The 13,762-nt window shown below is 57.2% G+C and carries 10 protein-coding genes; 2 read left to right on the top strand and 8 right to left on the bottom strand.

Translation table 11 applies throughout. The features are described from left to right. Positions 1-122: 122 nt before the first annotated feature. Both AC3WJN_RS21685 and AC3WJN_RS21680 read right to left on the bottom strand, forming a co-directional pair. Positions 123-872, bottom strand: coding sequence for a response regulator (locus AC3WJN_RS21685; RefSeq protein ID WP_051353885.1), 750 nt, complete (start codon positions 870-872; stop codon positions 123-125). Further along, positions 808-2,406: an ATP-binding protein gene (locus AC3WJN_RS21680; RefSeq protein ID WP_206699192.1), complete on the bottom strand. Its 1,599-nt coding sequence runs from the start codon at positions 2,404-2,406 to the stop codon at positions 808-810. The genes AC3WJN_RS21685 and AC3WJN_RS21680 overlap by 65 nt, the downstream gene beginning before the upstream one ends. Before the next feature lie 135 nt (positions 2,407-2,541). Here AC3WJN_RS21680 and AC3WJN_RS21675 point away from each other — a divergent pair, with 135 nt between their 5' ends. Together AC3WJN_RS21675 and AC3WJN_RS21670 are read left to right on the top strand one after the other, a co-directional pair. Beyond that, positions 2,542-4,305 carry a UbiD family decarboxylase gene (locus AC3WJN_RS21675; RefSeq protein ID WP_122952727.1) on the top strand — a complete coding sequence of 588 codons (1,764 nt, stop codon included), beginning with the start codon at positions 2,542-2,544 and terminating at the stop codon, positions 4,303-4,305. Positions 4,306-4,479: 174 nt separating this feature from the next. Further along, a complete protein-coding gene (locus tag AC3WJN_RS21670; RefSeq protein WP_025845919.1) occupies positions 4,480-5,970 on the top strand; it encodes an NCS1 family nucleobase:cation symporter-1 in 1,491 nt (496 codons plus the stop codon). Between the two features lie 80 nt (positions 5,971-6,050). On the opposite strand, the gene AC3WJN_RS21665 is transcribed toward AC3WJN_RS21670, so the two are convergent. From AC3WJN_RS21665 to AC3WJN_RS21640, 6 genes are all read right to left on the bottom strand, one after another. After that, complete coding sequence (locus AC3WJN_RS21665) at positions 6,051-7,763, bottom strand: methyl-accepting chemotaxis protein (protein WP_025845922.1); 1,713 nt, start codon at positions 7,761-7,763, stop codon at positions 6,051-6,053. A gap of 107 nt (positions 7,764-7,870) precedes the next feature. Further along, complete coding sequence (locus AC3WJN_RS21660; protein ID WP_005830982.1) at positions 7,871-8,383, bottom strand: hypothetical protein; 513 nt, start codon at positions 8,381-8,383, stop codon at positions 7,871-7,873. 98 nt (positions 8,384-8,481) lie between these two features. Next, complete coding sequence (locus AC3WJN_RS21655) at positions 8,482-9,372, bottom strand: nitrilase-related carbon-nitrogen hydrolase (RefSeq protein ID WP_005830984.1); 891 nt, start codon at positions 9,370-9,372, stop codon at positions 8,482-8,484. 33 nt (positions 9,373-9,405) lie between these two features. Beyond that, positions 9,406-10,791: a dihydropyrimidinase gene (hydA, locus tag AC3WJN_RS21650; RefSeq protein ID WP_007780318.1), complete on the bottom strand. Its 1,386-nt coding sequence runs from the start codon at positions 10,789-10,791 to the stop codon at positions 9,406-9,408. Between the two features lie 101 nt (positions 10,792-10,892). After that, positions 10,893-12,170, bottom strand: coding sequence for an NAD-dependent dihydropyrimidine dehydrogenase subunit PreA (gene preA, locus AC3WJN_RS21645; RefSeq protein WP_007780322.1), 1,278 nt, complete (start codon positions 12,168-12,170; stop codon positions 10,893-10,895). A gap of 117 nt (positions 12,171-12,287) precedes the next feature. Next, positions 12,288-13,634 carry an NAD(P)-dependent oxidoreductase gene (locus AC3WJN_RS21640; RefSeq protein ID WP_007780326.1) on the bottom strand — a complete coding sequence of 449 codons (1,347 nt, stop codon included), beginning with the start codon at positions 13,632-13,634 and terminating at the stop codon, positions 12,288-12,290. Positions 13,635-13,762: the final 128 nt, after the last annotated feature.

Genomic DNA, 13,762 nt, shown 5'->3' with positions numbered 1-13,762 from the left:
TTTATGCCTGAGAACACTTGAACGCTGAAAGTTATGATGATTTTGAATGGTATGAAAAGATTAATGCAACGCTAGTGGCATAGGGTATATTTAGAAAATTTTAAACTTTTTGTTCATATTGTTCATGCCCGCTCTTGCAAAAAACGGTACTTTCTCTCCGGCCTGCCGACACTGCCGTAGATCAGGTCGGCTCGCGCCTTTTTTTCCTGCACCAGATGCTCCAGGTAGCGCCGAGCCGTCGTCCGGCTGGTACCGATCTCGCGGCCGATCTCCTCTGCCGAGACACCTTTGTCGCCTGTCTGCCTGATCGCCTCGATCACTTTTTCCAGTGTCAACTGGTCAATGCCTTTTGGCACGGCTGACTCGCGCATTTTCGCCTGGATCGGCCGCCTGGTCAGCATCTGGTCGATGACATCCTGATCGACCTCTGTCGCCTCTCGCGTCCGTGCCAGATGGGCGCGATAGCTCTCCAGCCGCTCGCGAAAGCGCTCGAACACAAGCGGCTTGACGATGTAGTCAAAAACGCCGCCGCGCAGCGCTTCCTGGACCATCTCCATCTCCTTGGCTGCCGTAATCATGATGATGTCCACCTCGCGATAATGCTGGCGGATGTACCAGACCAGCTCTGTGCCGAGCATATCGGGCAAGTACACGTCCAGCAAAACCAGATCGGGACGTATGGCGGCGAACAGCTCTTTGGCGTCGCTGCCGTTGGTGGCGGTGGCAATCACTTCGAATCCCTCGATCTTGCTCACGAATCTTCGGTTAATGTCAATAATCCGCAAATCGTCCTCGACGATCAGCACTTCAAGCTTCTTCACTGCCAGTCCTCCCTTCTCGCGGCAAGGAAACGGTGAACAGCGCGCCGCCATAGTCGCTTTTTCCGACGACGATGTAGCCGCCCATCTCTTCGATGATTCCGCGCACTTTTGCCAAGCCAAGCCCCCGCTCCTCGCCCGCTTTCGTCGAAAACCCGTCTTCAAAAATGGTCTCGCGCCATGCGTCAGGCACTCCCGGCCCGGAGTCGGCTATCTCAAACAGCAGTTCTTCTTCCGTGTCGGCCAAGTAAATGTCGACGCGCTTTTGCGAGACGGCTGCATCGTTGACCGCTTCCAGCGCGTTTTGCAGCAGATTGCCGAGCAGCACGATCACCTGCTGGCGGTTGATATGCGCGGGAAGCGCTTCGAGATGGCTGTCCTGGTCGATCACAAACTGGACTTTCAACTCTTTCGCCCGGTTGTGCATGCCGAGCAAAAGAGCGCCAATCATCGGGTCCGGAATCCGTCTGGCGACAAACAGGATCAGCTCTTCCTGCGCCGATGTCTCGCTCGTAATCAGCTCGATCGCCTCCTGCACCGAGCCGAGCTGCAACAGCCCGGAGATCGTGTACAGCAAGTTGTGGAACTCGTGCGTCTGGGCGCGCAGCACATCCGCATAGCGCCGGACCTGGGACAGCTCCGAGGCGAGCTTGTCGATCTCCGATTTCGGGCGAAAGCTGCTGACGACACCAACGACCTTGTCCCCGAGCTTGATCGGCAGGCGGTTGACGATGATTTCTTTGCCGCTCGTGATCGTCTCGCGGTCGAGCTGTTGTTCCCCCGTCTTCAGCACCTCCGGCATGCGGCTATCCGGCAGCACGTCCAAAATGTGCTTGCGGTGAATGTCTTCCTCCGGCAATTCGAGAATGCGGATCGCTGCCTTGTTCATCATCGTGATCTCGCTGTTTCTGTCAATCGCCACGATCCCCTCCCGGACGGATTCGAGCACGGCGTTGCGCTCCACGTACAGAGCGGCGATCTCTTCCGGCTCCAGTCCGAGCGTCAGCCTTTTTAAATAGCGGCTCAGCCCGATGGCAAAGGCGATCCCGCAGACGAGCGCGATCAGCGTAATGAGCAGAACTTTTTTCTGGTAATCGCCAATGGCTTCTTCGATATCCTCCAGCAAAAAGCCGACCGACACGATGCCGACCACCGCGCCATTGTCGTCGCGAATCGGCACCTTGCCGCGCAAGGAAGGGCCCATGCTCCCGATCGCTTTGGAAATGTACGACTGTCCGTGGGTCAGCCCCGGCTCGTTGTCGCCGCCGACCATCGACTTGCCGATGCGGTCAGGCAGCGGATGCGCGTAGCGAATGCCTTCCCGGTTGCCCACGACGACAAATTCCGCTCCGGTTTGCAGCCGGACGTTTTCCGCGATCGGCTGGATCAGCGCAGACGGCGAGCTGCTTTGAAAAGCCCGGCGCAGTTCGGGGTCGTGGGCGACGATTTTGGCTACGCTCAGCGCCTTTTTCCCGATCTGTTCCTCGATCGACGAGGCTACGATGGAAGAGAAGACGGCGCCAACTGACGAAATAATCAAAATAATGCCGACCGTAATGAGCAAAATCATTCTCGTTTGCAGAGACATCACTTTTCGGGCAGTAGTCACAAATCGCTCACCTCTTGGTTCATCTTACCATCCCGGGCCGATAAAAAGGTAGCTTCATCGCCTATGTTCGTGTACAGTTAAAAGGGAATTACGGGGATGTGGAGGTATCTACAGATGCACGCGAACCTTCGTTCGTTCATAGAACAATTGCGCCGCGCCGGACAAGTCGTGGAGATCGACGCACCAGTCGATCCCCATCTGGAGCTGGCCGAGATTCATCGCAGAGTCATTGAAGAGGGCGGACCTGTTCTGCTTTTCACCAATGTCAAAGGAAAATCGTTTCCCGTGGTCACGAACTTGTTCGGGACCGTAGAGCGGGTCGACATGGCGTTTGGGCCAAAACCCGAGGCTGTCGTCCGCAACCTGGTGCACGGGATGGACAAGCTGTTGCCGCCAAAGCTCTCCGGCTTGTGGGAGCTGCGCGAGCCGCTGTTGGAAGTCATGCGCACGGGCACCAAAACCGTATCTGCCTCCCAAGCGCCTGTGACCCAAATCGCAACAACCGATGTTGACATGACCAAGCTGCCTGCCTTGACAAGCTGGCACCTGGATGGCGGTCCGTTCGTCACCTTGCCGCTGGTTTATACAGAGCACCCTGATACAAAAGAGCACAACCTGGGCATGTACCGCATCCAGATTTACGACAAAAACACGACGGGCATGCACTGGCAAATCCAAAAAGGCGGCGGGTTCCACTACCACGAAGCCGAAAAACGGAACCAGTCGCTGCCTGTTACCCTTACGATCGGCGGCCCTCCTGCCCTGATCGTCTCCGCAATCGCGCCCCTGCCGGAAATGGTGCCGGAGCTGGTCTTCGCCTCGCTCTTGATGGGCGACAAGCTGAAAATGGCGGAGGTGCCGAACCATCCGCACCGGATCGTCGCGGAAGCCGAGTTTGTGTTCGCGGGAGAAGTTCCTCCGCACATCAGACGCCCTGAGGGGCCTTTTGGCGACCACTTCGGCTATTACTCCTGGGAGCATGACTTCCCGGTGTTCAACGTGAAGCAGATGTGGCACCGCAAAGACGCGATCTATCCGGCCACCGTCGTCGGGAAGCCGCGCCAGGAAGACTATTACATCGGGGATTATTTGCAACGGCTGCTGTCGCCTCTCTTCCCTGTCGTCATGCCGGGTGTCAAAGCGCTCTGGACATACGGGGAAACAGGCTTCCACGCGCTCGCCGGCGCGATTGTGCGCGAAAGCTACTATAAGGAAGCGATGGCGCACGCCTTCCGCATCATGGGAGAAGGCCAGCTCACGTTGACGAAGTTTTTGATGGTGACCGATGTGCCGTGTGACCTGAGCAATTTCAAGCATTTCCTCGAAATCGTCCTGGCTCGCTTCCAGCCGGAGCGCGACCTGCTCATCGTCAACGATACGTCGAACGATACGCTCGACTACACCGGACGGAAGCTGAACCACGGCTCCAAAGGAATCATGCTCGGCATCGGCGACCCCGTCCGCGAGCTGCCACGCGAGTACAAAGGACAAGGCATTCCGAGCATAACCGATATTCGCGCGTTTTGCCCCGGATGTCTGGTCATTTCCGGGCCGAGCTTCAGCGAAAGGCCGGAGCTGGGCGAAGAGTTGCTGTCCTATCTCAACGAAAATCTGGCAGACTGGCCGATGATCTGCATTGTGGACGATGCGGCGATCGCCGAGAAGCAAAGCAGCTTCCTCTGGACCGTGTTCACTCGTTTCGACCCGGCTCACGATCTGTACGCCAAGTCGACGATTGTCCGCAACAAAATCCGCTACGAAGGGCCGCTGGTCGTCGATGCGCGGATGAAGCCTTTCTACCCGGATGAAGTAGAGACGCTGCCGGAAATATCGGCATTGGTCGACAAACGCTGGAACGAATATTTCCCAAAAGCATAGCATTGCCACCTGCCGTACGTCTGGAACGAATCGTTCCAGACGTTTTTTTTGCCCGGGAAAAAGCTGTACTTAGGGCTTCTTTCCCCCAATATAATGTTACAACTTGTATTCGAGACAACCTGGGGGCGGTTGTCCGAATGCCAGCGATTTTGTCAAAAAAAGGAGGGAAAGAAAATGAAGACGCAGGAAGATGCAAATGGAATTGTCACCCTGACAAAAGCAGGGGAAGACCTTATCAAAGACAGCTCGCTCTACAATGAAGGGCTGCGGCCGACGACGAAAGCTGAGCATTCGTGGACCGCGTACAACTTTGCCAGCCTCTGGATCGGGATGTCGATCTGTCTTCCCACGTACGCGATGGCAGCCGGGCTGATCTCGTTGGGCATGAACTGGTGGCAGGCGATCTTGACCATTATTCTCGGAAACTGTATTGTCCTTATCCCTATCCTTCTCAACTCCCATGCCGGGACGAAATTCGGCATCCCCTACCCTGTGTTCGCCCGGCTCTGGTTCGGCTCCAAGGGCGCTCACATTCCAGCGGTCGCTCGCGGGCTGATCGGAGCTGGCTGGTTTGGCATCAACTGTTGGTTCGGCGGAGCCGCCATTGATACGCTGCTCATGTCGATGACAGACTGGGCCAGTGTCCCCGGCCATCTGTGGATTTCCTTTTTCGGCTTTTGGCTCCTGAACGTATGGGTCGCCTATCGCGGTCCGGAAGCGATCAAAAAGATGGAAGCCTGGGCAGCGCCGATCCTGATTATCATGAGCCTGGCCTTGCTCGTCTGGGCGCTGACCAAAGCAGGCGGATGGGGGCCGATGCTCTCCGCTCCATCCACATTCACCTCTGCCGGCGAGTTTTTGAAGGTCTTTTTCCCGGCACTGACAGGCGCGATCGCCTTCTGGGCAACCATGGCGCTCAATATTCCGGACTTCTGTCGCTACGCGAAAAGCCAAAAAGCGCAAATCGTCGGCCAATCCTCGTCCTTGCCGACGACCATGGGCTTCTTCTCCTTCATCGGGGTAGCCGTCGCCTCCGCTACCGTCGTCATTTACGGAGAAGCGCTGTGGGACCCTGCCGCCGTACTGGCGAAGTTTTCGCCGCTCGCCATCTTCCTCGGCACGATCGGCATCATTCTCGCCACCTTGACCACCAATGTGGCCGCCAACATCGTCGCCCCCGCCCGCGCCGTGGAAAACCTCGCGCCACGCCGTCTCTCCTACGAGGCCGGAGCGATCATCGCCGGTGTCGTCTCCCTGCTCATGCAGCCGTGGCATATTTTGGAAAATTTCGGCAATTACATCTTCCTCTGGCTCGGTACGTATGGCGCGTTGCTTGGCCCGATTGACGGAATTGCGATTGCTGACTACTGGCTCGTGCGCAAAAGACGCATCCATCTGACGGAGCTGTACAAACCGAACGGCATGTACGCCTACAAGACAGGCTTTAACATGCGAGCGATCTGGGCCATGCTGATCGGGATTGCGATTCCGTTTGTCAGCAAGTACATCCCCGGCTTCCATATCATTTGGGACAACGCCTGGACGGTCGGGCTCTTGATTTCGCTTGCGATCTACACGTGGATGATGAAAAACGACGCCTCGATCATGAGCCAAAAAGAGTACGACCAGATCACGACACAAGCGCAGGAGTCGCGCGCTTCCTGAATCGGAATCCGCATCACGGCAAAAAAAGACTGACAACCATAACGGGTTGCCAGTCTTTTGCTTGTTGCCGCAAAAACACACTACCATTTGAATTGGCTGATCGATTCCTGCAATTCGTGGGACAGCTCGTTCAAATTGTTGCTGGAGCGGGCAATTTCCTGCATCGCAGCGAGCTGCTCCTCTGCTCCGGCCGAGACGGACTGCGTATGTACGGCCGCTTCCTCCGACAGCCTGTTCATCTCGTCCATGGCGGAAGCAACCTGCTGCACGCTCGCCGACATTTGCTCGGTCGCTGCGGATACTTCCTGGATTTGGCCTGCCACGTCCTTGGAGGAAACGACGATGCGCTCGAACGTTTTTCCCGCCTCCTGAACGGCGGCAGCCCCTTTTTTCGCCTCTTCGGTCCCGGCCAGCATGACGGAGACGACCTGGGTTGTCTCGTGCTGGATTTCTCCGATCAGGCGGGCGATTTCCCGCGCCGATTCCTCGGATTGCTCCGCCAGCTTGCGAACCTCATCCGCCACCACGGCAAAGCCCCGGCCCTGCTCTCCGGCCCGCGCTGCCTCAATCGCCGCATTCAGCGCCAACAAATTGGTCTGGGAGGCGATGCCTGTGATTACATCGACAATTTTCCCGATCGCTTCCGAGCGGACGCCGAGCTGCTGAACGAGGTCTGCCGCGTGGTTCACGCCTTGGGAGAGAGAATCAATTTGGAAGACCGCTTGCTGAATCTGGATATTCCCTTGCTGCGCATCATCCGCTGCCACTACCGATGCTTCGGAAACGGCGCTGGACGTGTCGGCAATCCGTTGAATGGCAACAGACATTTCCTCCATGACGCGCACGCTTTCCTGTGTGCGCTGGGTCTGCACTTCGGCCGTCGTCGCAATCTGCTCGACGCTTCCCATCGCCTGCTCTGTGGCCCGCACGGATTGCTGGGCGCTTGCCGACAGTTCCTCGGAGGAAGCTGCGACTTGCTCTCCTGCGACTTTTACTTGCTCGATCAAGGAACGGAAGTTGGCGACCAGCTCGTTGAAGGCAATCCCGAGCTTGCCGACCTCGTCTTTTGCTACGTAAGTCACCGGAGCAACCGCCAAGTTCCCCTGAGCCAAATCTTCCATGCGGCTTGCGACGACGCGCAGCGGATCGGCAATCATCCGGGAGATCAAAAATCCGAGTCCGCCCGCCAGGACGATCGAAGCTCCCCCGACGATCAGCAAAAGCAGCACCGCTTTTTTCGAATCGTCCCAGTTTTGCTGCTGCATCCGATCCGCCTGGGAAGACTTGTAGTTCGCCCATTCCAGTTGTTCCTGATTGATCCAACTGAGCGTTTTGTCCGTCGCCCGATAGTAGGCGTAAGCCTGATCGGTCTTGTTTTCCTTAATCAGTTGGACAACCTCGTTCTGGTCTTTGCTGTACTGTTCCAGAAGCTCCTTCAGCTTACTGACGCGCTCTTGTTCTTTCTCGTCCAGGCGAGAGTTCTGGAGGTACCTAAACGTCTGGTCGGCAGAGGCGATGCGCTGGTCCAGCTCGGCCTTGTACTGCGCGAAGACAGCAGGGGCAGGATCGAGAATCATTTTGTAGATCAACCCGTCAATAGCCCGAATGTCTTGTCGCCAGTCGTTAATCCACTTCACTGGAAGCAGTTGCTCCTCATACATGGCCTGCATCCGTTCCCCGGATACTTTCACGTGAAAATAACCCGTGATGCCGACGCTGCACAAGAAGATCGCCATCAAGACGACCAAGCTGAACATTTTGGCTCTAGTGCTGAGGTTACGTAGTAGATTCATTGCTGTAGGTAATCCTCCCGTGTCCATAGTAGTAAGTTGAAAAAGCTCGAATACTGTCCAAATCTTACCAAACTCTGGCGAATCCGTCGATAGTCTTGGGTGATTTCTCACACTTCGAGCACAGAGAGAAGCGAAATGTCTTCGATTTGCGCGTCAGGCTCATAGCAAACATAGTACGTAAGTTCCGGGCTGATCCAGTAGCGAATCCCCCGGTATCCACAGGCGAGCAGGTAGGCCCGCACCTCATCTCCGGTCCATTCCAGCCATTCCTCGTGCGCAAGCCCGGCCGCGCGCCGCGCCAGCTCATCTGCCCCGTGCCTGTGCCGCAGCGCCTCGCTGCGCAATTCATTTTCGCCGAAGCGCTCGTCCAAACAGAACAGCCCCGGCAAAGCCACCTGCTGCTGAAGCACGGCGGCTTTGTCCCCGATCGTCTCGGCGTGGCAGATCGCGTACTGTGCCGCGACGACCGGATTGCTCACCAAATAGACGCCCGACCCGAACACCGCCTTTGCGCTCGCTCCATTCGTAAACTGGCGGCGTTCTGCCCGTTCGTAGCGCTGCGCCCTGACTACCCGCAGCGCTTCCTGATACTCCACTCCGCGATAAACGGTCTGCTTCATGATCTGGCCGCTCCTTTCCGGCGTTTTTCGCAAAACCAAAATCGTGCCCACATAGGAAAAGGAGGAAGACGCATGCCTGGCGCCTCCCTCACCTCGTCTTACGGCAGCAACTTCACCATGTCGTCGTACGTCTCCGGGCGACGATCGCGATAAAATTGCCACGTATCCCGCACTTCTCTGATCTTTTCGCGGTCCATCTCCGCCACAATCACCTCGTCTTGATCGCGGCTGCCAACAGCGACAAACTGTCCGCGCGGATCGACCAGGTATGACTGTCCGTAAAATTCCCCCATGTTCCACGGCGCTTCCGTCCCAACCCGATTAATGGCGGCGACGTAGTAGCCGTTTGCCACCGCGTGTGCGGGCTGTTCGAGCTTCCACAAATACTCGGACAGGCCGGCGACGGTGGCGGAAGGATTGAAGACGATCTCGGCGCCGCCTAGGCCAAGCAGCCGCGCCCCTTCCGGAAAATGGCGGTCGTAGCAGATGTACACGCCGACTTTGGCGAAAGCCGTATCGAACACCGGGTAGCCCAAGTTTCCCGGCTTGAAGTAATACTTTTCCCAGAAGCCGCAGCCGCTGCTGCCCACCCCTACATGCGGGATGTGCTGCTTGCGGTATTTGCCCAGGTACGTGCCGTCTGCATCAATGACGGCCGCCGTGTTGTAGTAGGTGCCGATGCCGACCTTTTCATACACGGGCAAGATCAGCACGGTCCCGAGCTCCTTGCCCAGCGCGGAAAACTGCTGCACAGTCGGGCCGTTCGGCACCTCTTCCGCCGCTTCGTACCATTTCGTGCTTTGCTCCGCGCAAAAATAAGGGCCGTAAAAAATTTCTTGCAGACAGATGATCTGCGCCCCTTTGCCAGCAGCCTCCCGCACCATTTTCACATGCTTTTCGATCGCCTTTTCCTTGTGAAGATGAACCGGCTCGTCGCCGTGCACGTCATTTTTGGCCTGAATCAGCCCGATCGTCACTTTATCCGCCATCTTGCTCCTCCTCACCCCAGCATTTGCATTTGGCTATGGTCTGGCAAACGTCGACCGCTTCACGTAGCGGCCCGCCCCCGCATGGCCGACGAACTGCTTGTTGCGGACGACGAACGCGCCGCGGGAAAGCACAGAAATGACGTCGCCGTGAACCTGCATGCCTTCAAACGGGTTGTAGTCCACATTCATATGGTGCGTCTCCACCGAAATCGTCCGCTGCACAGTCGGGTCGAACAAGACGATGTCCGCATCGGAGCCAACCGCAATCGTGCCTTTTTGCGGGAACATGCCAAACAGCTTGGCGACTTTGGTGGAGGTGATGTCCACGAATTGATTCAGGCTGATTTTGCCTTTGCGCACGCCCTCGGAAAAGAGGATGGTCATGCGATCCTCAATGATCGGGCCGCCATTCGGAATTTTCGTAAAATCTCCGCGGCCCAGCTCTTTTTGCCCGGAAAAGTTGAACGGACAGTGGTCGGAACCAACTGTTTGCAAAATCCCGTTTTTCAGCGCGCTCCACAGTACGTCCTGGTTCCACTTTTCCCGCAGCGGCGGGGACCAGACGTATTTCGCCCCTTCGAAGTCCGGCTTTTCCAGCGCGGTGATATCGAGCACCAAATATTGCGGACATGTTTCTCCGTAGACGTTCCAGCCTTTTTCGCGCGCCTCGGCGATCCGGCGAACGGCGTCGGCGCAGGACACGTGCACGACGTACAACTGGGCATCCGCGAGCGCCGTGAGCGCAATCGCGCGGCCTGTCGCCTCTCCCTCCGCTTCCGGCGGACGGGTGTAGGCGTGGTAGATCGGATCGGTATTTCCTTCGGCCAGCGCCTGCTTGGTCAAATAATCGAGCACGTCCCCGTTCTCGGCGTGCACTTGGACCAACGCCCCTAGCTCCTTGGCGCGGATCAGCGTCTTGAACAAAGTTTCGTCGTCGGCCATCAGCACGTTTTTGTACGCCATGAACACTTTGAGTGAAGTAATGCCTTCGTTGTTCACGACCGACTCCAGCTCTTCCAGCACATGGTCGTTGGCATCGGACACCATCAGGTGGAAGCCGTAGTCGATGACGGCTTTGCCCCTCGCTTTTTCGTGCCAGGTCGCAATCGCGGAGTGGAGCGACTCCCCTTTGCTCGTCAGGCAAAAGTCCACGATGCTCGTCGTCCCGCCGAATGCGGCGGCTTTTGTGCCCGTGAAAAAGTTATCGGATGTAACCGTGCCGCCAAACGGCATGTCGAGGTGCGTGTGCGGATCAATGCCGCCCGGAAGCAAATAGTACCCGGTTGCGTCGATAACCTCCGCATCTGTTGCTTGCAGGTCCGAGCCGATCGCGACGACTTTTTCGCCGTCGATCAGCACGTCTGCCTGATACGTGTCTGACGCCGTCACAACCGTCCCGTTGCGAATCCATTTTTTCATGACCTTCCTCGCTCCTTTCCCCTGCCGTGCATAAATGAGACATCCCGTTCCTCGTACATGCTATGCCGCAGACGCCCCATTCATGCCATCGGCCCTAGAACTTACGTCTCGCAACTGCCCCCGCCTGCCAAAGCAGCCTGGCGCTGGTTCCAGGAAAGCGGCGGCTTGCCCGTCGGAATCTCCACCATCTCGATCGTTCCTTCCACCGGACAGACAATCGAGCACAGGTTGCAGCCGACGCAGTCTTCCTCGCGCACTACCAACCGCTCTTTTCCCGTTGCGGCGTCCTTGACGATATCAATGCATTGGTGCGAAGTGTCCTCACAGGCGATATGACATTTGTTGCAGTTGATACAGGTTTCTTCGTGGATGCGGGCGACTACTTTGTAGTTGAGGTTCAAATGGCCCCAGTCCGAATACGTGTGCACGGCCTTGCCGACGATGTCCATGACCGAGGCGATTTTGCGCTGGTCGAGGTAGTTGTTCAAGCCGTCGATCATGTCTTCGACGATCCGAAAGCCGTGGTGCATCGCGGCGGTACAGACTTGCACGCCAGTCGCACCCATCAGCAAAAACTCGACGGCATCCCGCCAGTTGGAAATCCCGCCGATGCCCGAAATCGGCACGCCGACAAACGGATCGCGCGCACACTCGGCGACCATGTTCAGGGCTATCGGTTTCACCGCTGGTCCGCAATAGCCGCCGTGCGCTCCTTTTCCGTCCACGTGCGGTATCGGCAGCCATTTGTCCAGGTCTACCCCCATCAGGCTGTTGATCGTATTAATCATGCTGATCGCGTCCGCTCCGCCCGCCGAAGCCGCCCTGGCAGTAAAGCGAATATCGGTAATGTTCGGGGTAAGCTTGACGATGACAGGCGTCTGGGCCACTTCTTTTACCCATTCGACCTGCTGGCGAATGAGATCGGGGTGCTGCCCGACAGCCGAACCCATGCCGCGCTCCGCCATGCCGTGCGGACAGCCGAAGTTCAATTCCAGGCCGTCGACGCCAATCGCCTCCACTTTTTTGACGATCTCATGCCACGCCTCCTGCTTGTGCTCGACCATCAGCGAGGCGATCAGCGTATGCTTGGGAAACCGTTTTTTCGTCTCATCCATTTCCTTCAAATTGACCTCAAGCGGTTTGTCGGTAATCAGCTCGATGTTGTTGAACCCGAATACCCGCTGCCCGCCAAAAGTCAGTCCGGCAAACCGCGACGTGACGTTGATGATCGGCTCTCCCAGCGTTTTCCAGACAGCTCCGCCCCAGCCCGCCTCAAAAGCCCGCTGGACCTGGTAACCCGAGTTCGTCGGTGGCGCAGATGCCAGCCAGAACGGATTCGGGGATGTAATCCCTGCTAGATTGATAGAAAGATCGGCCATGATTGCTCTCCTCCATCTTTTTGGCGCTGCCACGGGCACGCCGTACTCCCCTGCTAGGTTCACGTGCTGCAAAAAATGCTTCTACAGTTAAGTCGGAATATTCTGTACATTACTTCCCTAGACAAGCTGCTTCTGGTCGCGGATCGCCTTGTCGATGGCATAAGCGGCACGCTTTCCGTGATTGGCCGCGTCGACGACCATCGCGTCCGTTTTTCCTCCGCCAAAAATGACGTCCCCTGCGGCAAACACTTTCGGGTGCGACGTCCGGTAGGTGCCGTCCTCGACGGTGACGATGCCGTTTTGATGCTGCAGGCCAAGCTGGTCGATCAGCGACAGGTGGCGATTTTGCCCAATCGCTTTAACGACAAAGTCCACCTCGATGAAAAACTCGCTGCCCGGGATCGGTACCGGACGTTTTCGGCCTTTCGCATCCGGCTCTCCCAGCTCCATCCGGATCAGCTCCAGCCCTGTCACGCGCCCTTTGTTCCCCAAAACGCGCGTCGGAGCCACGAGCCAGCGAAACTCCACGCCGTCCTGCTTGGCGAACTCGTATTCGAACTGGTAGCAGCTCATTTCCTGCACCGTTCTGCGGTACAAAATCTGCACATTGTCCGCCCCCAGCCGCTTCGAACAGGTCGCGGCGTCAATCGCCGTATTTCCGGCGCCGATCACGACCACTTTTTTGCCGACCATGTCCGTGGTAAGCGGCTTCGTTTTCGTATCTTCTACCAAGGCAATCGCATCCAGTACCCCTTCCAGCTCTTCCCCGGGAATATGCAAGGAAGGCACGCTGCTCATCCCCACCGCCAGCAACACCGAATCGTAGTTGGCAACGAGCTCGTCTGGCATGATGTCGACGCCGATCCGCGTGTTCGTCTTGATCGTCACGCCCAACGCCTCGACCTGCTCGACCTCCCAGAGCGATATTTCCTGCGGCAGCCGGAAAGACACGATGCCGTATGTGTTCAGCCCGCCCGCTCTTTCTTTTGCCTCGTAAATCGTGACCTCGTAGCCGAGCCGGGCAAGCTCTCGCGCCGCCGACAGCCCGGCTGGCCCCGCTCCGATAATCGCCACCCGCTTGCCGTTCGGATCGCCTTTTTGAAACAAGGCCGCGTTGTTGCGGATCGCCCAGTCTGTCGCATGGCGTTGCAATAGCCCGATCATGATCGGTTTGGAGGCGTGATTGAGCACACAGGCTCCCTCGCACAGCTCCTCCGTCGGACAAACGCGCGCGCAGCTTGCCCCAACCGGATTGGATTCCATGATCGTCCTCGCAGAGCCGAGCAGATTGCCTGTCGCGATTTTGCGAATGAACGAAGGAATGTCAATCGAGGTGGGACAAGCCTTGATACAGGGCGCGTCGTAGCAGTACAGACAGCGATTCGCTTCATCGATCGCTTCCTTCGGCTTGAGGGCGCTCACCACTTCGCTGAAGTTTTTTTGCAGGTCATTCGGGACGCTCATCCATATACAGCCTCCTTGCCAGCTCGAATAAGATGCTTGCTATTAATCAATGTGCAACATCGCCGTTTTATGCTTGTTTCATTTCCTATCGCCATATGTTCGCAGTGAAATCAATCGCCGCTCGCAGT

The sequence above is a fragment of the Brevibacillus sp. FW306-2-1A-C05A genome (assembly GCF_058781555.1).
This window is presented reverse-complemented; position numbering and strand designations above follow the sequence as displayed.

Coding starts and splice junctions, on each gene's coding strand:
- AC3WJN_RS21685 (WP_051353885.1), bottom strand. CDS start 872: ATGGCGGCGCGCTGTTCACCGTTTCCTTGCCGCGAGAAGGGAGGACTG.
- AC3WJN_RS21680 (WP_206699192.1), bottom strand. CDS start 2,406: ATGTCTCTGCAAACGAGAATGATTTTGCTCATTACGGTCGGCATTATT.
- AC3WJN_RS21675 (WP_122952727.1), top strand. CDS start 2,542: ATGCACGCGAACCTTCGTTCGTTCATAGAACAATTGCGCCGCGCCGGA.
- AC3WJN_RS21670 (WP_025845919.1), top strand. CDS start 4,480: ATGAAGACGCAGGAAGATGCAAATGGAATTGTCACCCTGACAAAAGCA.
- AC3WJN_RS21665 (WP_025845922.1), bottom strand. CDS start 7,763: ATGAATCTACTACGTAACCTCAGCACTAGAGCCAAAATGTTCAGCTTG.
- AC3WJN_RS21660 (WP_005830982.1), bottom strand. CDS start 8,383: ATGAAGCAGACCGTTTATCGCGGAGTGGAGTATCAGGAAGCGCTGCGG.
- AC3WJN_RS21655 (WP_005830984.1), bottom strand. CDS start 9,372: ATGGCGGATAAAGTGACGATCGGGCTGATTCAGGCCAAAAATGACGTG.
- hydA (WP_007780318.1), bottom strand. CDS start 10,791: ATGAAAAAATGGATTCGCAACGGGACGGTTGTGACGGCGTCAGACACG.
- preA (WP_007780322.1), bottom strand. CDS start 12,170: ATGGCCGATCTTTCTATCAATCTAGCAGGGATTACATCCCCGAATCCG.
- AC3WJN_RS21640 (WP_007780326.1), bottom strand. CDS start 13,634: ATGAGCGTCCCGAATGACCTGCAAAAAAACTTCAGCGAAGTGGTGAGC.